Origin of the sequence: Halorubellus amylolyticus, from assembly GCF_034808145.1 — an archaeon.
GTDB lineage: Archaea > Halobacteriota > Halobacteria > Halobacteriales > Natrialbaceae > Halorubellus.
Genome location: NZ_JAXHGM010000005.1, coordinates 123,392 through 148,366 on the forward strand (window position 1 = coordinate 123,392; position 24,975 = coordinate 148,366).

The window sequence follows — 24,975 nt, forward strand, 5'->3', positions numbered from 1 at the left end:
CGCGGTACTGGGAATCGGGGTATTGACAGTGGCAATCGCAGCGGTCGGCGCGGGCCTGTTCGTCCTGGGGAACACGGAGATCGGCGTGTACGTCGTCGTCGGTGGCGTCCCGGTCGTTCTCGTCGGGAGCGCCGTGATGTACGTTCGCGGCGTCGTCGGCGGCGAAGGGAACACGGGACAGTACGTCGAGCAGCGAGCGAAGCAGGTCGGGTCGTCTCTCAGGGACGTGTGGCGGTCGCTCGACGCGATCGAGACGCAGTTCCCGCGGTTCGACGTCGGGAACCTCCGGGCGAGAACGGACTCGCTCGCGGCGGACTACGAGGCGGAGGCCGGCGAGTTCGACCGCGAGTCGGGGTCGTTCACCGTCGGTTCGAACGCGGCGAGCGCGGAACTCCAGGAACTGGAGCGGATCGACGGGGAGTTGACGACGCTCGCGGCGGACCGCGACGACGCGCTCTACGAGTTCGTGACGACGCGACTCGCGAGCGTCGAGTCGAGCCTCGCGACGCTCGCGGACGCGGGCCTGACCGCGGAACCGCCGGCGTACGAGGAGCCGCCGACGCCCGCCGAGGGCGCGCCGAGCGGCGTCGACTACCGGGACGTCGTCGGCGACCCGCTGACCGCGTACCGGGACGTGGCCGACGAGACGGTCGGGGACGCCATCGAGCGAGTCCGGGACATCCGTCGGAGTGCGACTGGTCCCATCGACGAGCAGGCGGTCGAATCGCGGCTCGACTCGGCGGCGAACGCGCGCAGGGACGGCGAGTACGAGACGGCGGTCGAGGACGTGCTCGCGGCGCGCTCGGAACTTGAGAGCGAACTGAGCGGGTCGTTCGACGCGGACCGCGACGCGTTGCTCTCGCTCGCGGACGTGGTGCTCGCGTCGGACGCCGACCGGTTCGTCTCGATCGACCCGTTCGACCGGGTTGACGAGGTCCGGCGGGAACTGGAGGAGTTGGATTCCGCGCTCGACGTGGAGGCGTTGACGCGGCATCGGGACGCGATGCGGTCCGCGACCCGCGAGATAGTGGAGGCGCTGGAGTCGGAACTACAGGCGGCGGTTCGGACGCTCGAATCCGAGTCGCTGCCCGCGGGGTACTACACTCGCCCGGACGTGGCCGACGAGGACCACGCGGGGACGTTCAGACGGACCGACGACGTCTCGGCGCTGGAGTCCGAGTGGCGGGCGTCCATCGAACCGCTCGTCGAGGCGGTCGATTCGCTCGACACGAAGGCGACGGTCGTCGAGGCGTACCCCGACGTCTCCGAGACCATCGAGGAGCGGTTGCGGACGGAGGGGACGGTGACCGCGGGAGACCTGCCCGTCCGGCACGCGGAGCAGTTCTTCGGATTGTACTTCCGACGGAACCCGGACGTCGAGTTCGACCCGGACGCGCCCGCGCTCTCCCGGGGGACGGTCGAGACGTACACCGTCGAGGTGACGGTCGCGTACGACGAGGGGAGCGAGGAGAAGCGGACGGCGGTCGTCGAACTGGCGGACGACGGGTTCGACGAGCGAGCGGTCGTCGAGACGCACCTCGTCGGGTCGGTGCGGTTCGCGGACGTCCCGTTCGGCGAGTACGTCCTGTCGGTCGACCCGCGCGAGGACGACTACGCGGCCGTCGAACGGACGCTCCAGGTGAACGACGACGTCGAGACGACGGTCGACGTCGAGGCGGTGTCGCTGTACGATCAACTCGTCGGTGATCGAGAGGCGACGATCCGGTCGCAGGTCGAGGAGTTCGGGCCGCGGCTCGAGGACCGGTTCGCGGAGACGGGCTACCTCAGCACGGCGATGGACTTCCCGATAACCGACGAGTACGTCCCCGGTCTGTTGGCCGCGTGGGCGGACGTCGAAGGGTACGCGATCTCGCGTGCCGACGGCGTCGTCTACGTCTACGACGACGACCAGATCTCTCAGGAAATAATGAACGTCATCCAGTACAATATCGACGAGGGCGAGAGCATCTCTTACGAACGCGTGCGGTCGAACTTCCTGTCGACGCCCGTCCCGGACGAGGTGATCGCGTCGCTCGCTGCGGAGTCGGGACTGCCGGTGGAGGCGACGGACGAGGAACTGCGGAAGCACGCCGGGGGTGATGCGTGATGTCGCAGGGCCAGTTCACGCGGTGGGCGGTCATCGCGTCCGGCGAGGGCGGTGGTCGTATCGCCTCGCAGTTCTTCAGTCGGGCGGAGAACCCCGGTATCGAGGACCGCATCCTCGTGATGAACACGAACCGGAACGACATCCGGAACACGGTCGACCGCATCGACGCGGCGATCACGGATGACGCGGACATCGAGAGCACGCACGCGCTCGAGTTCGGCGAGAAGCAGGGCGCTGGGAACTCCTACGACGACGGTCGCGAGGCCGCGGAGCAGGACCTGGACCGCATCACGAACCGCGTCAAGCGCGTGTTCGGGACGGCGGACGCGTTCCTGCACGTCGCGACGCTCGGTGGCGGGACGGGGAACGGCTCGATTCCGTACGTCATCGACCAGTTCAAGAACGGGTTGAGCGTCGGTGAGAGCGAGCCGTGGATGGACAGCGTCATCCACGTCGCGATGGCGGTGTGGCCGTTCTACTGGGAGCCCGACCAGCGTCACTTCAACGCGGTCTGCGGGCTGTCGCGGCTCCTGAAGGTACTCGACGGCGGCCAGAACGCGGACATGGTCATCCTCGCGGCGAACTCCCAGCTCGACGACGGCGGGAGCCGGCAGGACTACGACGGCGTCAACGAGATGATCATCGAGGCAATCGACCTGATGATCGGTGCGGGCCGAGAGACCCACGGCGTCATCGACATCGAGGACTACGTCACCATCCCGTCCCGGTACGGGTCGTATCACTTCACGCCCGCGGTCGCGACCGGGATGGACGGGAACATCTACGAACTGGAGTACATGTTCGACAAGGCGGCGGAGAACCCGTTCGTGCCGATGGACGTCGCGACCTCCCAGATCGTGTTCCCGGTGGTGCGGGCGCCCGAGAGCATGATCGAGAACGGCGAGATCACGGAGCCGGAGGTGTACCGGACGTTCAACGAGTGGCAGAACAAGCACGACCTCAGTATTGCCGGGCAGGCGAGCCTCACGCCGAAACGCGGCCGGGGGTCCGACGTCGACGTCCTCCTGCTGCTCGGGGGGTTCGACCTGACGCCGTTGCTCGATCACTCGATGGACCAGCACCAGCAGGTCCAGGAGAACCTCGCTCGCGGCGCGGCGCCGGGCGGGGAGGGGTTGAGCGAGCGCGAGTTACAGCAGGTCATGGAGAACCTCGAGGAGTACCGCGACCACAACGAGGGATAGTATGCGGGGGGGAACACGCGTCACGGTCCTCGTCGCGGTGCTGGCACTCGCTGCCGTGGTTCTCGGTGGGGTCGTCGCGGGGGCGTCCGGGTTCGGTGACGTATCGTCGGCGGAGACACGGGAGGCGGCGGCGCCGAACGCCACGGTCGCCGTGGAGCGCGTCGGCACGAATAGGGTGTCGATGAACGTGACGTTCGCGAACGCGACGCGGAACCAGACGAAGACGAAGTTCCTGGTGAACGTGACCGATACGGGCCCTGCGAACACGAAGAACGTCACGTTCCAGTCGAAGCGCAACGGGTCGACGTACGTCAATCGGATGCCGGTGACGGCGTTGTCGGGACCGAAGACCACCGACGACCTGTCGTCGGCGACGGTCGAGGTCGAGTTGAACGGGTCGGTGCTCGACTCGGATTCGGTGAACCTCCAGTACGCGGACCTCCCGGACGCAACCGCGGCGTTCGCCGGTGGGCCACTCCGGATATCGGACGTCTCGCTGCGCGGGTTCCGGCCGGAGTCGACCGTCGAACTCGCCGTCGGCGACGAGCGCGTCAACGCGACGTACGAGGCTGGCGAGACGGAGGCGCTCGTGGTCGAACGCGGCGAGCTCTCGGGGCTCTCCCGCGAAGTGCTGTTCGGGAACGCTCGCGTCGCGGTCGACGCGTCGGCGGCGCCGGTGAACGTCACGGCGTCGGCGACGTCGGTGAACGTCCACGGCGCGGCGACCGACGCGTCGCGACTGGTCGTCGCGGGCGAGTCGCTGTACGTCGAGAACCCGCTCGTCGACGTCCTCGGCGCGAACCGGTACACGCTGGACGCGACGACGGTCGAGCCGGACGGACGGTACGTCGGTTCGGTGTCCGCGAACGGCGACCGCGTCCCGCTCCCGAGTGACGCCATCGGCGCGGACGTGAGAGCGACGCTCGCTCTCGCGGACGGGAGCAACCGGCTGGTGCTGGACGGCTGGAACGGGACGTACGCGGAGACGACGGTGTCGGTCGCGGTGAACGGGAGCTACGTCCGGATGACGCCGGACGTCGCCGCGGAGAGCGTCCTGTTCGAGGCCGAGGACGGCGTGCGGCGCGCGACCCTGACGAACGAGAGCGGGTACGCGAAGACGTACGCCCTTGAGGACGGCGTCGACGTACAGGCGGGCGCCAAGGTCGTCGTCGTCGGCGCAGATGCGGTCTACAGCGGCGACTCGTCCCTCGGCACGTTCGACACGCCCGAACCGGCCGGAAACGGGACGCCGAACGCGACGACGCCTACCACGGCCACGAACGAGACCGGGAACGGTACCGCGAGCGGCTTCCTCGGCCTTCCCGCCGGCTACACGGCGATCAACACGGGCGGCGTCGTGTTCGTCGCGGTGCTCGTCGGCGCGCTCGTCTCGGTCGCGCTCGGTCTCTACCGGTCGGGGATAGACGCGAGCGTCGAGGGGGTCAGACCGACGGACGCACACGGGGCACTCATCGTCCTCGGCTTCGGGCTCGTCCCGGGCCTCTTCGCGGGGCTGGCGGTCATCTGGGTGGCCACGAGTGACGTCGGGATGCTCGGGATGCTCCCCGGTACGATGATCGGTGGTCTGTTCAGCATGCTCGGGTCCTGGCCGGCGGCGTACGGGATGGCGAGCGCCGGCCTCTGGGGGAGCACGTCCGCGAAGCGCCGGTCGACGTCGCGGACGGAGACGCCGGTCCCGGTGACGGTGCAGATAGTGACGGACGACAACCGCCGCGTCCAGCGGTCGGTGAACGTGACCGCGCGGTCGACCGCGCGCCGCGACGACCCGTCGACGACGACCGACACCGGGCGAGCGAAACTCAAACTCAAGCCCGGGACGTGGACGGTCACGGCCGCGCTCGCCGACCAGCAGTTCGAGACGACGGTCGAGATCGGGAGTGGTCACAGCCGCGGCAAGGAGGCGCGCATCGTCTGCCAGCGCCCGCAGGTCGCGGTACGGCTCTCCGACAGCACGGACGGCGAGGCGCTCCCGGACGCGACCGTCCGCGTCGAACCCGACGACGGCGAGGGCATCGAGGAGACGACGAACCGCAGCGGCGAGGCCGCCGCCGTCCTCCCGTTCACCGCCACGGCGGCGACGCTGTCGGTGTCGCACCCGAAGTACGTCGGTGCGACCCGAGAGATCTCGCTCGACGACCGGAAGCAGGCGTTCGACGTCGGCCTGGAACGGAAGACCGGGTCGCTGTCCGTGACCGCGGAGGTCGACGGCGTCGCCACCGGGAACCTCCCGGTCGCCATCGCGCCCGCGGACGACGACGAGTTCCGCGCCCGGGAACGCCGGCAGACGCTACAGACGGACCGGAACGGGACCGCGACCGTGGACGTGCTCGTCGGCGACTACGTCGTCGACCTGGACCTCCCCGCCGCCGCGTCGGCGGAGTTCCGGACGGACACCACGACCGCGAGCATCGACCGGGGTGCGAGCGCGAAGGTCGCCGTCCGGGCGTCCTTCGAGTGGACGCTTCCACCGGCGGTACGGACGCGCCTGTCGGACGTCCGAGCGGACGTCGCCGGGCTCTCCGACCGCGCGGGCCGGGACGTCGCGTTCCCGCGGTACTACGGGTCGGTCGTCGAGTCGCTCCTCGACGTCGTGGAATCGCTCCCCGAGCAGGGGCATCGGTTCGTGGACGTTGACACGCACCCGGAGGCGGTCGCGGACGCGCTCCTGGACGTCGCCGAAGAGGCGGTGTCGCGCGTGAACACGGCGATGACGACGAAGCGGAACGTGGACGTGTTCGCCGCGTGCGCGGACCTCCCGGACGCGGCCGTCACGTTCCAGGGGGACGTCGCGTCGTTCGACGCGTTCCTCGAACACGCGGCGGACGCGAGCGACAGGAACCTGACGCGACGCATCGAGGAGACCAAGAGCCGTCTCGACCGGGAGCGCGATACGTTGACCGAGGTCGAACCGGTGACGGAGGTCTGGGAGCTCTCCAGGGAGCTCTTCCAGGAGGCGCGTCGGGAATCCGACGACGTCGAACGGGCCGCGAAGACGCTGCTCGTCGCTGCGTTACTCGACGCGGTCGAGGAGGCGTTCGAGCACGACCAGTTACGCGAACGGATGCAACAGACGGTGTTCTGATATGAGAGGGGTACGCATACTGATCGGATTGCTCGTCGTGGGGTCTGTCGTCGCGGTGCAACCGGGGGCTGCAACGGGGTCGCCTACGGCGACGACCGTCGCGGACTCTGGGCCGCCGGAGACCGCCGACGAGTACCTATCGGCGTTCCAGTCGATGGAGGGGGTACCGGCGTTCGACCGATACACGCAGTTCGAGACCATCAGGTCGCTCGCGGTGTCGAAGCTACAGGTGACCGAGTTCGACGACGCGACCGAGCGCGAGATGGAGTCGACGCTCCGGCTCCTCCGGTCGTTCCGCGACGCCTACCAGGCGGCCCAGAACGGGTCGACGTCGGGGAGCCTCGAAGCCGCGAACCGGACGCTCTCGTCGGCCGAATCGCTGAACGAGCAGGGGTTGACGTACGCGCCACTGGCCGACATCGCCATCTCTCGGTTCTACGAGGACCGCGGCGACGAGTTCCTGCAGGCGGCCGCGAACGCGTCGCGGACGCCCGAGCAGATCGAGCAGTTGGAGCTCGCGTCGGTCGCGTTCCGGCGTGCCGGCGCGAGCAAGAAGTTCTCGCAGGTGAGCTTGCGCTACCAGAGCGTTCGCTCGGAGTACCAGCGGAACGTCGAGACGATGAACGCGTCGGCGTCGACCGCGTCGTCGTTCCTGGCGTCGTGCTCGTCGTGTAGCGACGTCCAGGGTGCGCTCGCGTCGAACGGCCTGCAGACGTTCGAGTACTACCTGCAGACGGGGTCGAAGATAACCCGGCTCCGTGACGCGGAGTCGCTCGCGTCGAAGCACGGGCTCTCGGATCGCGCGTCGTCGGTCGCGAGCCTCCGCGAGGACGTGTCGACGGCTCGCTCGACGCTCGCGCTCGCGAGCGTCGGCGTCCTCCTCGTGTACGGACTGGTGCTCGCAGTGGTCGCGATGCTCGTCGGGCATCGTCTCGTCACCTGGAGCGAGGCCGTGCAGGCGTCACAGGTCGGAGAGATAGTCATGATCGAGGAGGTGAACGATGCGTAACGCTACCGCGCTCGTGCTCGCGGTGCTGTCGCTCGTGGTCGTCGCGGCGTTCGCTCCGGTGACCGTCGCCGGCGCGGACGTCGGGACTGCGTCGGAACCGACTCGTAGTGGTTCGGCGGTCCCGGAATCGACCGATACCGCTTCCGGAATGACGGAATCGATCGATTCCACTGCCGAGCTAGAGTCGTCGAACGACACGGCCGCCACGAGGGCGTCGATGACTGCGACCACGGACCTCGAACTGCAGGAAGCGTTCGAGGGGTCGACGGACAGCAGTCGCGTCTCCCTCCGGTTCACCCCGTCGGAGAACAAGACCGTGGAGGCGGAGCGGCAGGACTCCGACGGCGAGGTGACGTTCACGTACACCGGGTGGACCGGTGGCGGTAGCAGTGGGTCGAGTTCCACGTTCGAGGTCGAGGCCGGCGAGACGTACACGGTCTACTACGACGCCGTCGGCGAATCCCGCGGTGAGCAGGGGTTCGATACGACGCGGTCGGTGGACGTGACCGTCTCGAACGTCGGTAGCGGCACCCTGAGCGCGGACGTGGACTACGTCTCGCCGAGCTTCGGGCGGACCGACGCACCCGACGGGAAGGTCCTGTTCGAAGGGCAGTCCGAGCGGGAGACGCGCGTCGACGTCGAGTTCTGGAACGACGGCCAGGGCGACATGAACGTCCAGGACGTCACGGTGTCCGCGGACTCGGACGTCTCCGCGTCCGTCCGTGAGACGCCGTCGCGAGTCGACGCCGGACAGAGCGGTTCGATGAGCGTCGTGGTCACCGTCGACGAGTCCGCCAACGAAGGCCCGAAGGACGTCAGCGTCGTCGTCGAGGACAACCTCGGGAACCGCGAGACCATCCGGTTCGACGTGAACGTCCGGAAGGCGACCCGCGTCACGGCGGACGAGGACACGTACAACGTCGGTGGTGTCCTCCGCGGGGAGAGCGTCGAGGTCCCCGTCGAACTCGTCGAGCAGACCGGCTACGACGACGCGAACGTCGACATCGTGCGAGCGATCGGCGCCGGGCCGAACGCGTCCCTCCGCATCTCCGGGCTGGACGGTGACGTTCCGGCCGGCGGGAGCGAGAGCGGCCGCCTGCGGGTGTCGGTGAACGAACGGTCCCCGCAGCACGAGGAGCTCTCGTGGCTCGTCCGACTGGAGCCGACGACCGACTCGGACGCGGAAGCGACGACGTTCCAGGTCGACGCGCGGACGTTCTACCCGGCGGCGTTCGGGGGGACGTCCGCGTCCTCGGTCTCGTACACGTTCGACGAGGAACGCGGCGCCTCCGAGTACACGAGGCAGGTCGAGACGAACGTCGAGAACACGGGCGACCTGCCGCTCTCCGTCGACTCCATCAGCGTCCGGTCACCCGACTTCGACGACTCGTACGTGAGCGCCGAGGTGACCCGCGGCCCCGAACGCGTGCCGGGAACCAGCAGCCGGGACTACATCCTCGACGTCACCGTCGACAGTCGCGCACCGGAAGGCACGCACACGCTCGTCGTCGAGTACGGCTCCTCGAACGCGTCCGCCGGAACGGAGACCGTGCAGACCGAGATGGAGATCGATCACGAGACGCGCGTGAGCCTCGGCGAATCCGCGCTGTCGTTCGGCCGGCTCGAGATTACGAGGGCGGACACGCGAACGGTGTCCGTCAGCGAGGCCCTCGGGTACAACGACGTCCGGAACCTGACGCTCGAACGCGTCGACGGTCCGGACGAGGGCTGGGTGACCGTCGAACGAGGCGTCCCGAGCACGCTCACCGCCGGTGAGTCCAGTGACGTGGTCTTCGGACTCCAGTTCAACACGGAGGCGGAGGTCCTCACCGAGTACGAGTGGACGTTCAGGGTCGACGGGTCGAACGTCGACGCGCAGACGGTGACGATAACCGCCGAACCCGGGCTCATCGACGCGCAGGAGACCAAGGACCGCCTGTCGGCGTACGCCGGCGAGAGCGGGACCGTCGGAAGCGGCGCGACCACGATGACGGAGATGCTGACGCGCCTGGAGTCGAAGATCGAGGGCGGCGACCTCGAGTCCGGGACCGACATCTCGCGAGCGTTCACGGCCGCACAGACGTACGTGACGTTCATCAACGCGACCGAGCAGACGCGAGCGCACCTGGAGGCCGGAGAGCACGATGCCGCCCAGGAGGACCTGACGCGAGCGTCCTCGACGTACAACACCGTCTCGCTGTACGTCGCCGAGCTCTCCGACGACGAGCTCTCCCGGCTCGGCGACGACGCGCTCGACGACGGGAACACCGCGCTGAACGACCTCATCGAGACTCAGCGTGCGCACTACCAACAGCAGCTGTCGAGCGACGACACGTCGCTGCTCGACGCCGCGATCGTGAAGCGCGAACTCGCGCGCATCGCGGTCCTCCAGGGCGAGGAGAGTCGGGCGAACACCCTGCAGTCGGCGGCCGACCGGGCGTTCGAGCAGTACGCGGAGAACGTGAGCGCCGGCCAGGAGAGCCTCCAGTCGGCGCGGTCGACCGACGGCAACCTGACCGCGGCCGCGTTCACCGTCGTCGAGGGGCAGCCACTCCTGTTGAACCCGGCGGACCTCGGCGCGTTCCAGTCGAAGTCCGACGCCGTGCTGTCGAGCTACGTGACCGCCCGTGAACGGTTCGAGGCGGCGGGCGAGAGCGAGACCGCGGCCGAGGTCGCGGACGAACGCGAGGCGACCGCGAGCGACTACCAGACCGCCGAGACCGCGTTGTACGTCGCGTCGGCCGGGTACCTCGTCGCGTTCCTCGCGCTGGTCGTGCACCTCCTCAGGGGTGTCATCGCGTACATCTCCGACGCCAAGGAGACCGCGACCGGCGAGTTCCTGGTCTGACGCCACCGGGACCCGGGCGGGCTCGCCGCCCTTCCGGTTCGACTCTCGACCGTCCTTCGTTCCTCACCGGTCGACGACGCCGATCTCTGATCGCTCAGACCGCGCGTTCGCTCGTACTCTGACAGCGCGCTGCTCGCGGCGTGCCGGCCGCTCGATTCGGTCAGCGCGTTCGCTCGTACTCGGTCGCGACGTGCTGGGGGTACGCTATCTCGTCGTCGGACCGGCCACCGAGCCAGCGCGCGCCCCACGCGTCGTGATGGCTCGCGTCCCACTCGCCGTCGCGCGGCGCGACCGGCCCTTCGAGTTCGATGCGCGCGGACTGCTCGCCGCTCTCCACCTCGACGTCGAGCGACAGCGACTCGCCGGCCGGCTTCACGTCGATGGGATGCACGGCGGTCTCGCCGGGCGCGAGCTCGTCGATCCGCTCGGGGACGTACACGACGTCGTTGACGACGTCACCGACCGCCGCTAGCTCGAGGTCGTACTCGACGCTGTCGCCGACGTTCGTCAGTTCCAGCGCGACGTTACTGTACTCGTCCCTGACGCGCGTCCCCTCGCCGACGGTCACCTCCAGTCGATCGAGTAGTTCGTCCGTGCTCGCCCGTTCGACGGATGCGAGCGACTGGAACTCCACAGGCGCTTCCGGGTCGCCGAACTCGACGGTCACGCCGACCGCGGCCTCGGCCGCCGTCACGTCCGTCTCCGTCGGCGCCACGTCACCGGCCCACACGACGACCTCGCCCGGCGCGAGCGCGTCCCCGAGCCGGAGGTCCCACGTCCCGAGCCGGTCGACGCGAACCCCGACGACGTCGAGGTAGTCCCCGGTCCGGTTCTCTATCTCGCCCTCGACGTGGATGCGCGAATCACCGCACTCGACGGTCGTCCTGGCGGCGATCTCGCCGTCGACGACAGATGCGGTCGCGCCGTCGAACTCGCCCGCGTCGTCCCCGTCGGCGACCACGCGCCCGTCGCCGAGCCGATGCCGGCCGTCGACCGCGACGGCGTGCTTGCGCTCCAGCCGCCGCTCGATACCGGCGGACGCGGACCCGACCGCGTGCTCCTCGCCGTCGACGAGCAGCGTCAGGTCGTGGACGTCGCGGTCGGGTTCGATCGCGACGTACTCCTGGAAGCGTTCGGTCGCGGCGACGGTCTCAGCGCTCAAGGACCGTTCCACGGTCGCGGAGACGCCCGTCGACGCCGCCGGTTCACTCCCGGCATCGACGCCAGCGTCGGCGTCCGCGAACGCGTCGTCGAGGGCGAGCTCGAGGGAGTCGTTCGCCGCGGACCCGTCGAGTTGCGCGCGAACCGTGTTCCCGTCGAGCGACGTCGCGACGCGACCCGGGACCGCGAGCGAGAGCGTCCACGTCGACCCGGCGACGCACGTGACGTCCCGCTCGACCGGGTCGAGCGCGCCGAGTCCGAACACGACCAGTTCGTCCGTCGCGGTCGCGTCCGTTCCGTTCGAGACCGTGACGTCGACGAACAGGAACTCGTCGTCGACCGTCTGCTCGAGGGCCACCGTCGTTCGCCCGTCACCGAGCGTCGCACTCCCGGTCGCGACGCGCTCGCCGGTCTCGCTCGCTATCGTTCGTTCGACCGGTTCCCCGGGGACGAACGGCGCACTCACGGACGCGGTCGCCGTCTCGCCCGGGGCGACGATACCGAGGTCCGCGTCGTCCTCGACGACGCGGAGCCGGGGCGACGTCTCCCCGTCGTTCTCCACCACGACCGTCCCGTCGACGGACGCTCCGTCCACCCGGCCGAGGTCGACCGAGCACGAGATCGCGTCCGCGTCCGGCGTCGGTCGGTCGACGGCGACGGACTCCTCGACGACCTCGACGTCGTTGACCGCGACGTGCACCGTCGTCTCGTCGACCCGGTCGACGTCCTCGACGCGGAACGCGACCAGGCTCTCGCCGCCCGCCGGCACGTCGACGGCAGTCCCCGACCCGTCGACGGTTCCGTCCTCGACGGACGCGTCGACGCGCACCGTCGCGGCGCGCTCCAGGGCACTCCGCACGCGCACCTCGACGTCCGTCCCCGGTTCGACCGTCGACGTCTCGAGGACCGCCTCGACCGCGTCCGGGTCGATCCGCCGCCGGTACACCGACAGCATCTCGTCCCGAAAGACGCACGCGAGCGCCCCGCTTCGCGCCGGATACACCGTCCCCGGCGTCAGGTCGTCCACCGGCTCGTAGCTCCCGTCGCCCGACACGCGGAGGACGCCGTCGTCGGTCTGTACGAACGCCTCGGTCGTCCCACCGGACGCCACCGCTCGCGCACTGATCTCCGTCTCCCAGCGGACACGACCGTCCTCGACGTCCAGGCCGACGAGCTTCCCGGTCTTCAGCGCCGCGACGACGACACCGTCGGTCCACCCGACGTCGACCACGGCACTGTCGAGCGTCCCGTCGAGCGCCTGCTCACCGCTCGCGTCGAACCCGGTGACGAACGTCCACGTCCCGTAGAGGACGTGCTCGTCGCCCGCCGCGAGGTCGTCCTCGTCCTCGATGTCCGCGTACGGCCGGTCCGTCGACCACCGCCGCGACCCTCGCTCCCGGTCGACGCCGATGAGCGACGTCGGCGTGAGCACGCAGACGACGTCCGAATCCGGGATGGCCGCGACAGCCGCCACGGACTCGCCCGACAGGTCCACGGACCAGCCACGAGACCCGCGTCCGTCGACGGACAACGCCACGAGCGACTCCGACGTGAGCACGTACACGAGCTCCGCGACCGCCACGTCGACCGGCTCGCCCTCCACCTGGAGGGTCGTCCGCTCCCGTCCCTTCACGTGCACGACCTCGCCGTCCGCGAGCAACACGACCTCGTCCTCGCCCGACGCGCTCGCGTCCACGCCCGAGAGCTCGAACGACCCAACCTCAGCGTACTCGCTCACGGTCCATCACCCACAGCCCCCGACCCAGCGCCCGCCGACTCGCCGCTCGAGCCAGCATCGTCGGCCGAATCACCCGACGGCGTTCCAGCGCCGTCGGCGGAACCGGTCGAGTCCGTTCCAGCGCCGTCGGCCGAATCACTCGACGGGGCTCCATCGTCGTCGACGGAATCGCTCGAGTCCGCTCCACCGCCGTCACCACCGAGCAGTGACGCCAGCCCCGACGGTTCGTCGCCGAGGTCGATACCGAGACGCTCCGCCTGCGACTCCACGTACCGACGCATCTCCGGATACCCCTCCAGGTCGTCCGTCTTGTTCCGGACGCTCGCGACGTACTGACTCACCGTCTTCGCCTCCGACGCCTCCAGCTTCTCCAGCAGGTACTCCGTGTCGGGCTCTATCGGGTCGCCCTCGATGACGCTCCGGACGAGCTCGCGCTGGAACTCGCTCCCGAGGATGCGGTCCGCGACCTCCGCCGGCGTGTACCCGACCGACGCCTCACCGAGCCGGTCGTAATCGATGTCACCAGCCGCCGACACCGAATCCAGGTGCTTCTCCCAGACCTGCGCCATCACGGTCTCGTCCGGCTGCGGGATGAACTGCTGCACGGGGAAGCGCCGCGTCGCCGCCGGGTCTATCGTGAACGGCATGTTCGTCGCGCCGATGACGAGCAGGTTGTCTTCCACGTCGTTCATCTCCTGGAGGAACGCGTTCGTCAACGACCGCTCGTGCCGCTGGAGCGAATCGTCCCCGCGGTCCGGAATGAGCGTCTCCACCTCGTCGAAGAACAGCACGCAGAACCCCTCCTGGGCGATGTCGTGGGCCTTCTCGAACACCGACCGGACGCGCTTCTCGGACTCCCCGGAGTACTTCGACAGGACGTCTGACCCACGCACCTCGAGGAACTTCACCTCGCCGTAGTCGTCCTCGATACTCGTGTTGTACATCGCCTCGTGCGCTATCGCCTCCGACACGAGCGTCTTCCCACAGCCCGGCGGCCCGTACAGCATCATCGAACTCCCACGGGACGCGAACGCCTCACCGTACCGCTGCTCGACCTCGCTCCGCGTCTCCGGGTCGAACAACGCGAGCAACATCCGCGCCGTCCGCTTGACCTCCGGCAATCCAGCGACGTCCTCCTCGAACGACACCGTCGGCTTCTTCGGCTCCAGGTTCACCTCTACCTCCTCCTCGCCGTCTTCAGACGCGCCGCCAGCACCCCCGCTCCCCGGACGGCCGCTTGCGGCATCCGCGCTCGTTCCCGACGGCGCCGCCGAAAGCTCTCGGAGCTCCGCCCCGTCGACGAACTCGATGTCCGTCTCCGCGCCCACCTTCACGGTATTGTAGTCGCTCGGCGCTATCTCCCGCGGTTTGAACGTCGTGTACTCGGAGTCGCGCTTGAGCATCTCGCTGTCGACCCGATGCAGGAGGTACCCCGACTCGCGGAGGAACGTCTCCAACTCCGCCGGGTCGTTGTCGCCCGGATGAATCTTCACCGACCGGCACTCAACGACGTCGTGCCGCGTCGCGTTCCTATCGACCTTGAAATCACGGTCGGACCGGATACCGCCGAACACCTGCTTGACGTTCTCGTGGACGCGAACGCTGTTCCCGATGGTGTCCGTCGACAGCGGCCCGTCGTCGACGGGCTCCACCTCGAAGTACGCCCGCCGCCCGTTGTGCTCGACCGCGACGACCTCCGGCACGGTCCCGAACTTCGATTCACCTATCTCCACTCTCGCCGTCGGCTGTTTCTCTTTGAGTATCGGCGTCAGGTTCAGCATTGTTCCCTCCATCCGCTCGCTCGGTCGTCCCACCCGATACCACTCTCCAGCCCTCGTTCGCATCTCGTTCCGACCGCCTCGTGTTCACGCATCGTTTCCACCCGTCAATCGGTCGCCCGCCCAATCGGCGAACGTCATCGGCGTCTCCGCGTCGGTATCCGCACGTCGGTCGACGAACCGTCGCCCGGAGCGCGACCGCGCGAGGACGTCACGAATCGACGCCAACATCCGCCGGATAGCGCGACACGCGACCCGCGCGTGAACCGCATCCACCGTCCGAACGCGACGGACGACCGTCTCGGCGCGCGACAACAACTCCTCCACGAACGACCGCAGTACCGTCAGCGTCGGCTGCCAGTTCCGAAGCGTCGGCCCGGACCGCGCGAGCGGAACACCCGGCATCCCGTCCCGGACGATCACACGTTCGGTCGACGGCACCTCGACAGCGGACGCGTCGCCACCGGCGATGTACCGCGTCCGAAGAATCCCCTCGACGACGTCGTCGACACTCGACGAATCCGCCGAACCGCTCGACGACGGGAACGGCGCTGCCTCCAACAGTGCGTCGCCGAACCCGGCGAGGGCACTCGTCGCGTCGTCCGCGACCGTGAACACGTCCAGGTCGACGTACGAATCGACCTCCAGCAGCCGCGTCAAGCGGTCGTCGACGGTCCGGAGCGACCCGAACAACGTCTCCGCGTGGAGGGTACTCGACATCCGACGATCACGTGTTGTAGCTCGTGTTCGTCGCGTCCGTCTCCGTCTCCTCGTCCTCGTCGGTCAGGTCTTCGAGGTCCTCGCCCACGTCAAGGTCCAGCACCTCGTCCTCGACCATGTTCGCGAACTCCGCATTCGATGTGCTCTCGATCGCCTCGTCGACGTCCCCGACGCCCGCGAGCTGCGTCGCGATATCGCTCATGTTCTCGACGATGTTCTTCGCGTCGTCCGGGAACTCCCGCTGCTGGATCGCGCGAACGCGAATCTCGCCCTCCTTCGTACTCAACGCCTCCTTCGCCGACTCCAGCATGTTCATCTGGTTCGCGAGTTTCGTCGTTCCCTCCTCGACGGTTTCCAGGAGGTTCGTCGACTCAACCTCCTTCATCTTCTTGTGCGTCATGAACTCCTTCTGGAGCTGCTTGTAGCGCTTCTGTTCGGACTCGCTGAGCGTCGACGGGTCGTCTGGAACACCAGGACCGTCACCGAGACTCCGAAGCTTCTGACCGGTCTCCTGGATGCGCTCGTCGATTCCACTCGTCCCAGTGTCGAGATCCGCCATCTTCTGTTCGAGTTTCTCCTTCGCGCGCTTGACCCGGTCTCGCGTCTCGTCTATCTTGTCGATGCAGGCGTCGATACCGGCCGCCCAGTTCAACGCTGCACGCCCGGAGATGTCCTGCTTCCGCGGGTCCTGCAGGAGCACGACCTGGTTCCCCTCCAACCGGAGGATGTCCTCCTCCGCGAAGTACTCGATGAGCGCGTCCGCCTGTCGCTCGCTCGCGACCACCGGTTCGCCGTCCTCTTCGGCCGCCGCGAGCGTCTCCACCGCGGTCTGCTTGTCGATCCGGCCGTTCCCGCCGTCGAGGTTCATGTCCCCGAGCAGGTCCCCGCCGATGATGGCGCGGACCGCGTCCTCCCACTTCCCTTCGACGTCCTCGCCCTCGGTCCACTCCGCCTCCATCCGGACCATCTCCCCGTTCCCCGTGGGGTTCGCGATGACGTACTCGATTCCATCCACCGTCGTCTTCTCGAACGTGTAGTTGCGTTGCATTGGTAGCTAGTTCGCCGTAAACCGTCGATTCCGTGTCTGTACACCACCGCACCGCCGCCGTCGCTCAGTCGACACGACTTCCCCCTTCGTCGTGCCCCTCGAGGTCCGCGTTCACGTCCAGCTCAGGGATATCGTCCTCGACCATCTGCGCCAACTCCTCTACGGACGTGTCCTCGGCCGTCGCATCAACTTGCCCGACGTCTGCGAGTTCCGACGTCAACGTTCCAAGGGATTCGACCATGTTGACCGCGTCGTCCGGGAAGTCACGTCGCTGAAGTGCTCGAACTCGGAGGTCCTTGCCTATCAAATCGAGGAATTGACGAAGGGATTCGAGCATGGCATCGGCGTTCGAACGCTCGAGTGAGTCCACGTCTGACTGCTCGAGTGCTTCGCGGACCGCGTCGATGCGTTCGATGCAGACGTCCACCGCCGCCGCCCACGTCAACACCTCGCGTCCCGAGAGCGAGCCCTCACGCGAGTCTCGGAGCACTACGACGTCGTCGCGGTCGAGGTTCCAGACGTCGACGGACGCGAGGTACGCCACCAGCGCGTCGGCCTGCGGTTCGCCGCGAACGCCGTCGAGCGTCTCGGCGAGCGCGTCGACCGCCGTCGACCGAGCGACGCGAACCACGCCGTCCTCGACCGTTCCCGAACCGAACAACGCGGCATCGAGCACGGCGCGGGCCGCGTCCTCCCACTTCCCCTCGACGCCCTCGCATTCGAACCATTCGGCGTCCATCCGAACGATCTCTCCGTTCCCCGTCGGGTTCGCGATAACGTAGTCGATGTCATCAACCGTCGTCTCCTCGAACGTGTACTCTCGTGTCATGGGACTCCCGTGAGATTACGCGTCCACGCCCCCGAACTCCTCTTCGGCCACCACGTTCGCGAACTCGTCCTCGATGGACTCCCTGACGTGCCGGTTCACCGCCGCGGTGTTACTCACCTGGACGACCTCGACGTGCTCCTCGGCCGCCTCCTCGAACTCGGGCGGCGACGCCGGCAGCACGTCCGCCTCGGCCTTCACGTCCCCGAGGATGCGTCGCGCCTCCTGTTCGACGTACGCGTCGAACTCATCGCGCATCACCACCATGCTGTCCTCGGTCTCCAACCCGAGTCGCGTCTCGAGCGCGTCCTTCGTCTCGTCGACGATGTCGTCCTGCACGCGATGCGCGTACGACAACACGTCGAACTGGTCCTCTATCTCGGACCGTACCACGCCCGGGAACTCCGCGGTCGGCAGCAGGTACTTCGACTCCTCGAACCGCTCCTCGACACGGTCCTCGATCTTGTGCGCGGCGTGCCCCCCGAACTCGTCCAGCGCGCTCTCGACGAGGTACTCGCCGTCCAGGTCGATGACGTACCCCTCCTGTTCGAGGTACCGGATGATGTCCTTCGTCGCCGCGATACTGATGATGTCCTCCAGGTCGCTGTGACTTATCTTCCCGTTCGCCGCCTTCCGCTCGAGCTGAGAGTCGAACCCGACGTTCTCCGCGTGCTCCTTGAGCCGCGGCCCGATGGTGTAGTAGTCCCGCTCGCCCGCGGTGATGCGCTGAACGAGGTCGCGCTCGGTGAGCTCGGAGACGAAGAACTCGACGTCGTCCATCGCGAGGTCGAACCGCGACCGCAAGGTCTCCGACGTGATGACGACGTTGTGACTGAAGGTACTCGTCAACTCGTTCGTGACGGCGTCGGAACTCCCGACGCTGAACGTGTCGACGTAGTAGACGCCGTCCCGGATGCGTTCCAGGTCGGTGAACTCGTCGCTCGACGCCTCCCGTAACGCATCCCGGAGGTCGGAGTCCGACAGGTCGCTCGCGTTCAGTGTCCCCGTGTCCGCGCTCTCGTATCCACTCTGCAGTTCCCCCTTCTTGTCGGTGACGTAGAGAAACCCGTAGTTCGACATCGCCACGTCCCGACAGATGTCTTTGAGGGCATCCGTGTCAACCGGCAGTAGTGACATAGACGCTACTATAACAATCAGGTTCTAAATTGTTCCGGCCAACCACACCACGAGCAGGCGTCGTCGGGAGCGTCGACGACCGTGAAGTGACGTCGAATCACCCGGTCAACGCCGGGCTTCCCGCATCTTCTGCTGGAGGTCACGCTTGACTGCGTCGATGCCGGACGTATCCCGACCCTTGATACGTTCGGTCTGACCGCTTGACAGCGATATCTGGAGTTCCGCGTAGTTCGCGAAGTCCTCGGACTGCACGTTCGCTATCTGGTCGTAGAACACCTCCTGTTGCTTCCCGCCCTGCGTCGTGTCGCGTGGCGGCATCTTGTAGTGATACTGTCGGTTGATGACGACGCTGGTGTCCCCGAACAGGAGGTGCGACGCCTTGTACTTCTTCGACGGCTCGATGAAAAGCGGCGAGCTACCGTGTCCGCCGATGAACGTGTGCGCCGACGAGAGCGACATGCCGCCGGTCTCGCGTTCCACCTTCGACCGGGTCTGGTCGCGGAAGTCCTGGATGAGGGACAGGTACTTCGCGTTGACCTCGCCGCGACCCCAGAACCACACGAACACCCCGACGACGAGCCCGAGGAACGCGAACTCCCCGATGTACTCGAGCATCGCGCCGACGATGGCACCGATTATCGTCAATCCGATTATTATCTTCTTCGGCTGCCAGCCGATCTTCCACCGCCAGCCGTTCACCGTCGGGTTGTTCAGCGACGTCGACGTCGACGGCGAGCTGTCCTCCGCGCTCGCGGCGCCGCCGCGACCACCGCCGCTCGAACCCGAGCCAGCGGAACCACTCCCGCTCGAACCCGAGCCAGCGGAACCACTCCCGCTCGAATCGGTGCCAGCGGACCCGCTCCCGCTCGCACCGGAGCTCGACGACCCGCCGCCGGAGTCGGACGGCGACGGTTCGGTGGATTGCCCCGTGCTCGCTCCGCCCGACGACGCGGACGCGACCTCGCGCTCGTCGCCGCAGGACGGGCAGACGGCCGCGGTCGCGTCGATAATCTCCCCGCAGGCCGCACAGAACTCCTCGTCGTCGTCGGGCATCCGACGACCACCGCCGCCCCGTTCGTTCCCGGAGCGCTCGCGCCCGCCACGGTCGACGCCACCACCAGCGTGGTCCGACCGACCGCTCGAAGTGCTCGCTCTCCCCGACCGGTCGCCACGACGGCCGGCGTGGTCGTCCGACCGGCCTTCGTCGCGCCCGGACCGCCCGTTCCGGCCGCCAGGGCGCTCGTCACGACCGCTCCCGTCCTTCCGACCGGCTCTCTCGTCGCCGCGGGAACCGCCGTCGCCGCCGCGGCCGCCGCTGTCGGTCTTCCGACCGCCTCTGCCACCGCCGCGGCCGTTCTCGTCGCGCTTCCCACCGCTCCTGTCACCGCTGCGCCCGTTCTCGTCGCGCTTCCGGCCGCTTCTGTCGTTCCCGCGACCGGCGTCGCGCTTTCCGCGACGCTCGTCGTATCCCTTGCGTCCGCTCTTCCCGCCCGCGAAGTCGCTCGTGCTCCGGCCGGACCGGCTCCCACCAGCGTCGGACGAACCACCGCCGTCGTCGTCGTCCCGCCGCGTGACGGTTGCGGTCCGCCGCGAGGACCCACCACCACTCGAACCGCCACCAACGTTCGACCCACTCCCGCCGTCGCTCCCGCGCTCGCGCTCGTGAGTACCACAGTGCGGACAGTACGTCGTCCCGGCCTCGATGAGCTTCCCGCAACTCCCGCATTCCTCCTTGCCCGACGCTGGCCGTCCCCCGTCGGGCATCAGTCTCGGTTCCCCGCTCCCCCTTTCGGCCGATTCATCCGGACACATTAACAGTTCAATGGAAATCCAAACGGAACGGTTCTATAACTTGTGGCCAACCCTCTCACCGCCTCGTAGGAGTCGACGTCGAACGACCAAGCGGTGGAACGGATCGAACGACCGGTTCGAGCCCGTCGCCGTCGCCCCCGCGAACGGTCAGATGCCCCCGAACAGGGACATGAGCCACACGAACGCGAACCCGATGACGGCGATCACGGCCACGATCGGTGCGAGGAACCCGACGACGAGGAAGCCGTAGTTCGGCGTTCCAGTGAGCTGGCTCCGGTTCGCCTTCAAGCGCTCGACGTTGTTGACGTTGATACACCAGAAGAAGTCGATGACGTCACCGACCACCGGGACGTAGCCCACGAGGGCCTCGGCGACCAGCGCACCCGTCATCTTCGCCAGGACCGTGCTGGGGGCGCCGAGGAGGATGCCCTTCAGGACGATGTAGGAGGAGATCAGGAGCGTGATGATGTCGCCGACGCCCGGAATCAGGCCGATGAGCGGGTCGAGGCCGACGTCGATACCAACGATCGGTATCCGCCAGCGGTCGTCGAGCGTCGTCGCGAGCGAATCCAGTCTCGCGACGGAATCGCCACTGAGGCCACCGACGTTCGACCCCAGGTTCAGTCCACCGCCGGTCTCGGCACCGCTCCAGTTCGACGACCCTGCCGTCCCGCCGGTCGATTCGACGGGGCCGCCGACCCCCGACGACCCGCTACCGCCCGACGCACCGACGCCGCCGTTGGATGCCGCCCCGGCGGCCGAACCCGCATCACCGGCCGCTCCGGCCGCCGACGCGGTCGACGAGGCCGCTCCGGTCGACGAGGACGACCCCGCACGGTCGCGCTCGTCACCACACGCTGGACAGACCGATGCGTCGACGGCTATCACCTCGCCGCAGGCGACGCAGAACTCCTCGTCGGGACCTGGCGTCGGACGACCGCCACCGCCAGAGCGGGGGCCCGCCGGGTCCGGCGACCCCGACCGGCCGTCGCGTTCACGCTCCGGGCGCGTCGAGTCGTCCCGTCGTCGCGAGGACCCGGGGTCCTCGGCCGAGCGCCCATCCCGTCGCGAGTGCCGTTGCGCACCATCGCCTCGACCCGGTTCGTCGCGTCGACGCGAACCGTCGTCGCGATGGGGATCGGCACCGCGACGCGAATCGTCGTTGCGAGCCGAACCGCTTCCTCGACGCGACCCCTCGGCTCGACTCGGACCGTCGCTTCGGCGCGAGCGGTCACCCCGTCCGGAACCGTCAGGCCCGTCCCGCCGCGTGGTGGTTGCCGTCCGGCGCGACGAGCCACCGCCACCTCCGTCTCCACGTCGATCACGCTCGTGGGTTCCGCAATGCGGACAGTACGTCTTCTCCGCGTCGATGTGGTTCCCGCATCCGCTGCACTCCTCGAAGTCCTCCCGCCGCCGACCGCCGTCCGCGACCAATCGTCCTCTCCCGTTCCCCCTCGACCACCGATCCCGTCCGAGAGACATAGCCGGTTCGTCCCACCTGCTAACCGAAGGAAACTATAGCTTGTGGCCCGAATCGCGCACGAAAACGACCGATGACCCTCACCAGACGTTCGGTCGATCCAGGAAACCGTGACTCTCCCCCCGCCGAATCCGGTCGAGGCGGAACGTGACAAGCAGGCCGCGAGTCAGGCCTGGTGGTGGTTCGCTTGCGCGATCCAGTCCTCGACGCGCGACACCGGAAGGTCGGTGTCGCTCGCGACGTCGACGGCGTCCGCGTCGGCGAGCGCCGCGACCGAACCGTAGCCCGCGTCCGAGAGCCGCTCGGCGTACGCCGGCCCGATACCGTCGAGGTCGGTGAGCGCCGGCGCATCGGTCCCCTCGACCTCGATCTCGACGCCGTTCTCGGGTGCTTCCGCGGACGCGTCCGTCGCGTCTTCGGCGAGAGCCGCGTCCGCGCCCTCGCGCTCGTCCACGTCGTGCTCGACCGCGTCCGCCTCGTCGGGCATCCGCGTCTCGAACCAGTCGCAGACGTCCGGCCAGAGCTGCGCGTGACTCTTCGAGGAGACGCTCATCCCGATGTGGCCCGTCGGGAACTCGAGGATCGTCTTGTCCTCGCTCGGAATCGCGTCGTTGAACGGCTTCGACGCCTCCGGCGGGATGAGGTGGTCGTACTCCGCGACGATCTGGAGCACGGGCATGTCGATGTTCTCGATGTCCACGTGCTCGCCGCCGAGGGACAGCTCGTTGTTCATGAGCTTGTTCTCCTGGTAGATGTCCTCGATGAACTCCACGAACGTCTGCCCGGCGACGTCGATACCGTCACCCAGCCACTCCTCCATCCGCGCGAAGTTCTCCACGAAGTCCTCGTCCTCCACGTTCTCGTAGAGGTTCACGTACTTCGTGACGTAGTTCTGGACGGGGTCCATGAGCGCGAACCCGACGTCGAGGAACTCCGCTGGCACGTTGTGGAACGTCTCCGTGACGGCGCGCGGCTCGAAGTACTCGTCGTCGCCCCAGAGCTCCAGGACGCCGCTGTCCCCAGCGAAACAGAGCCCGGCGGCCATCAGCGCCAGGTTCCGGACCTTCTCGGGGTTCAGCGCGGCGTACATCGTGCTCATCGTTCCGCCCATGCAGTACCCGAGGACGTTGATGCTCTCCTGCCCGGAGCGCTCCCGGACCTCGTCCACGCAGTTCTCCATGTAGCGGTTCACGTAGTCGTCGAGCGTCAGCGACCGGTCGAGCGACGACGGCTCGTCCCAGTCGATCATGTACACGTCGAACCCGTTGTCCAGGAGCGTCCGGATGACCGACCGCTCGGGCTGCAGGTCGAGGATGTACGGCCGGTTGATGAGCGCGTACACGACGAGGATGGGCACCGAGTGCTGCTCGTCCGTCCGGGACTCGTAGTGCAGCAGTCGGAGCTTGTTCTCCTCGTAGACGACCTCGCTCGGCGTCTCGCCGACGTCGACGTCCTGGAACGTCTCCGTGCGGTCGGGCGCGACCGTCGTCTTCTCGATGAGGTCTGACGCGTTCTCCCAGGCCCGCCGCTGGGCCTCCATGGTGGCGGCGAAGGGGTTCTTCACGTTAGTCCTCCAGGTGCTCGAGGATCGCGTCCAGCTTCTGCTCGACGGCGTGCTGGCGCCGCTCCAGTTCCACGAGTCGGTCGCCGACCTCGACGACCTGCTCGTCGGTCGCGAACCCGAGCTGTTCGAGCGTGTCCTCGGCCATCTGGTCGGCCTGCTGCTGGGTCTCCATCATCTGCTGGACGGTCGACCCCGTCCACGCCGCGAACGCGGTCGTCTCCATGACGTCCTTGAACGCGGAGTTCGCGGTGTTCAGCCAGATGTCGCGGAACTCGCTCGGGTCGACCTCCTCGCCTTCCATCGAGTCGTTGACGCGGTCGACCATCTGGTCGGCGGCGTCCATCCACGCCTGGTACGCGTCCTTGTAGCCCTCGATACCCTCGTCCATCTCGGGCTGGTTCATCTGCTGGGATTCGACGGCCTCGCTCCACTGCTCGACGAACGACGCCTGCGCTTCCATGTTCTGCTCCATCGCCTCCATGAACTGCTCGTTCATGTCGGAGACGAACTCGTTCCAATCTGTCGGGACTGTCTGTTGGTTTGCCATAGTAATCTCTGCGAAGGGTGTACTCAAAACGGTTGGGTCGGGGTTCAGGCCGAGACGGACTCGGTGACGTCCTCGACGTCGGCTTCGACCTGCTCGTGCGTGTCGAGGAAGGAGTCGAACGAGGAGTCGACGGCGTCGACGTACGCGTCCGCGAACTCGTCGTACGCGCTCGCGCCGTCGGCCATCGCGTCGTTCATCGCGTCGAACGCCTGCGTCTGGCTCTCGGTGAGCTGGTCGAAGCCGTCGTCGACCATCTGCTCGAACTCGCTGAAGTCAGCGCTCCCCTCGGGGAGCATGGACTCCATCGCGTCGAACATCGCGTGCCAGGTCTGCTTGGAGACGTCGTTGTTCTGCTCGGTCATGCTCTCCACGTTCTCCATGGCGTCGACGAACTGGTGGACGGACTCCTTCTGGACGTCGATGGCCTCGTGGGTCATCTCCTGGGTCTGCTCGATCATCTGGCGCTGCATCTCGAAAGCTGCGGTCATGGGGTTGGTGGTGTCACTCATTGGAATCACGGTTGCGTTTGACGGGGATGACGATCGTCTGGACGATGTCGCCCTCCTCGATGTCGAGCGCCTCGCGCTCGGCGTCGGGGATGCTGATGCGTCCGCCGGATTGGACGCGCGTCTTGAACATCGCGGACCCCATCGTGAGGCCGCGGAGGTCGGTCATCGCGTCGGAACTACCGGTGGAGGCCTGGAGGAACTGCTGGAAGAGCTCCTGTTGGGAGCTCACCGCTTCCTCGCTCGCCTCCTGCATCTGTTCTTGGAACTGCTGCATCATCGCGGGCGACCAGGGCATCTTCGGCGCATCGTCCGTCATCACCAATCAGTACGACCGCACCCATGATAAGCGTTCCGCTGAATGGTACTAGATGGTTTCTGCTACCATC

General features: G+C 67.7%; 17 protein-coding genes. 5 read left to right on the plus strand and 12 right to left on the minus strand.

Going from position 1 to position 24,975, the window contains the following annotated elements; all coding sequences use genetic code 11:
• The first annotated feature begins 28 nt into the window (after nucleotides 1-28).
• Genes SM754_RS13570 through SM754_RS13590 form a run of 5 tightly spaced genes read left to right on the plus strand, consistent with a single transcriptional unit; the run spans nucleotide 29 to nucleotide 10,269 of the window.
• Complete coding sequence (locus SM754_RS13570; RefSeq protein WP_323676777.1) at nucleotides 29-2,107, plus strand: hypothetical protein; 2,079 nt, start codon at nucleotides 29-31, stop codon at nucleotides 2,105-2,107.
• Entirely contained in the window at nucleotides 2,107-3,309 is a 1,203-nt protein-coding gene (locus SM754_RS13575; protein WP_323676778.1) for an FtsZ/tubulin family protein, read from the plus strand. The genes SM754_RS13570 and SM754_RS13575 overlap by 1 nt, the downstream gene beginning before the upstream one ends.
• Before the next feature lies 1 nt (nucleotide 3,310).
• Complete coding sequence (locus SM754_RS13580; protein ID WP_323676779.1) at nucleotides 3,311-6,412, plus strand: hypothetical protein; 3,102 nt, start codon at nucleotides 3,311-3,313, stop codon at nucleotides 6,410-6,412.
• A gap of 1 nt (nucleotide 6,413) precedes the next feature.
• Nucleotides 6,414-7,421, plus strand: a complete 1,008-nt coding sequence (locus SM754_RS13585) for a hypothetical protein (RefSeq protein WP_323676780.1) — start codon at nucleotides 6,414-6,416, stop codon at nucleotides 7,419-7,421.
• Nucleotides 7,414-10,269, plus strand: a complete 2,856-nt coding sequence (locus SM754_RS13590; RefSeq protein WP_323676781.1) for a COG1361 family protein — start codon at nucleotides 7,414-7,416, stop codon at nucleotides 10,267-10,269. Before SM754_RS13585 ends, SM754_RS13590 begins: the two co-directional genes overlap by 8 nt.
• Nucleotides 10,270-10,429: 160 nt before the next feature.
• On the opposite strand, the gene SM754_RS13595 is transcribed toward SM754_RS13590, so the two are convergent.
• The 12 genes from SM754_RS13595 to SM754_RS13650 all read right to left on the minus strand — a co-directional run bounded on the left by SM754_RS13595 (nucleotide 10,430) and on the right by SM754_RS13650 (nucleotide 24,905).
• Entirely contained in the window at nucleotides 10,430-13,168 is a 2,739-nt protein-coding gene (locus tag SM754_RS13595) for an outer membrane protein assembly factor BamB family protein (protein ID WP_323676782.1), read from the minus strand.
• Nucleotides 13,165-14,961: an ATP-binding protein gene (locus tag SM754_RS13600; RefSeq protein WP_323676783.1), complete on the minus strand. Its 1,797-nt coding sequence runs from the start codon at nucleotides 14,959-14,961 to the stop codon at nucleotides 13,165-13,167. Before SM754_RS13600 ends, SM754_RS13595 begins: the two co-directional genes overlap by 4 nt.
• Before the next feature lie 72 nt (nucleotides 14,962-15,033).
• Complete coding sequence (locus SM754_RS13605; RefSeq protein WP_323676784.1) at nucleotides 15,034-15,666, minus strand: hypothetical protein; 633 nt, start codon at nucleotides 15,664-15,666, stop codon at nucleotides 15,034-15,036.
• A 7-nt stretch (nucleotides 15,667-15,673) separates the two neighbouring features.
• A complete protein-coding gene (locus SM754_RS13610; protein WP_323676785.1) occupies nucleotides 15,674-16,714 on the minus strand; it encodes a hypothetical protein in 1,041 nt (346 codons plus the stop codon).
• A 64-nt stretch (nucleotides 16,715-16,778) separates the two neighbouring features.
• Nucleotides 16,779-17,543 (minus strand): hypothetical protein, encoded by a 765-nt coding sequence (locus SM754_RS13615; RefSeq protein ID WP_323676786.1) that lies wholly within the window; start codon nucleotides 17,541-17,543, stop codon nucleotides 16,779-16,781.
• Between the two features lie 15 nt (nucleotides 17,544-17,558).
• Nucleotides 17,559-18,677 carry a hypothetical protein gene (locus tag SM754_RS13620; RefSeq protein WP_323676787.1) on the minus strand — a complete coding sequence of 373 codons (1,119 nt, stop codon included), beginning with the start codon at nucleotides 18,675-18,677 and terminating at the stop codon, nucleotides 17,559-17,561.
• A 105-nt stretch (nucleotides 18,678-18,782) separates the two neighbouring features.
• Nucleotides 18,783-20,441 carry a hypothetical protein gene (locus tag SM754_RS13625; protein ID WP_323676788.1) on the minus strand — a complete coding sequence of 553 codons (1,659 nt, stop codon included), beginning with the start codon at nucleotides 20,439-20,441 and terminating at the stop codon, nucleotides 18,783-18,785.
• A 195-nt stretch (nucleotides 20,442-20,636) separates the two neighbouring features.
• On the minus strand, nucleotides 20,637-21,377 hold the full coding sequence (locus SM754_RS13630) for a DUF4112 domain-containing protein (protein ID WP_323676789.1): 741 nt from the start codon (nucleotides 21,375-21,377) through the stop codon (nucleotides 20,637-20,639).
• Between the two features lie 758 nt (nucleotides 21,378-22,135).
• Nucleotides 22,136-23,533 carry a class III poly(R)-hydroxyalkanoic acid synthase subunit PhaC gene (phaC, locus tag SM754_RS13635; protein WP_501993792.1) on the minus strand — a complete coding sequence of 466 codons (1,398 nt, stop codon included), beginning with the start codon at nucleotides 23,531-23,533 and terminating at the stop codon, nucleotides 22,136-22,138.
• A gap of 1 nt (nucleotide 23,534) precedes the next feature.
• Nucleotides 23,535-24,080 carry a poly(R)-hydroxyalkanoic acid synthase subunit PhaE gene (locus SM754_RS13640; protein WP_323676790.1) on the minus strand — a complete coding sequence of 182 codons (546 nt, stop codon included), beginning with the start codon at nucleotides 24,078-24,080 and terminating at the stop codon, nucleotides 23,535-23,537.
• A 44-nt stretch (nucleotides 24,081-24,124) separates the two neighbouring features.
• Entirely contained in the window at nucleotides 24,125-24,568 is a 444-nt protein-coding gene (locus SM754_RS13645) for a hypothetical protein (RefSeq protein WP_323676791.1), read from the minus strand.
• A 13-nt stretch (nucleotides 24,569-24,581) separates the two neighbouring features.
• Complete coding sequence (locus SM754_RS13650; protein ID WP_323676792.1) at nucleotides 24,582-24,905, minus strand: AbrB/MazE/SpoVT family DNA-binding domain-containing protein; 324 nt, start codon at nucleotides 24,903-24,905, stop codon at nucleotides 24,582-24,584.
• Between the last annotated feature and the right edge of the window lie 70 nt (nucleotides 24,906-24,975).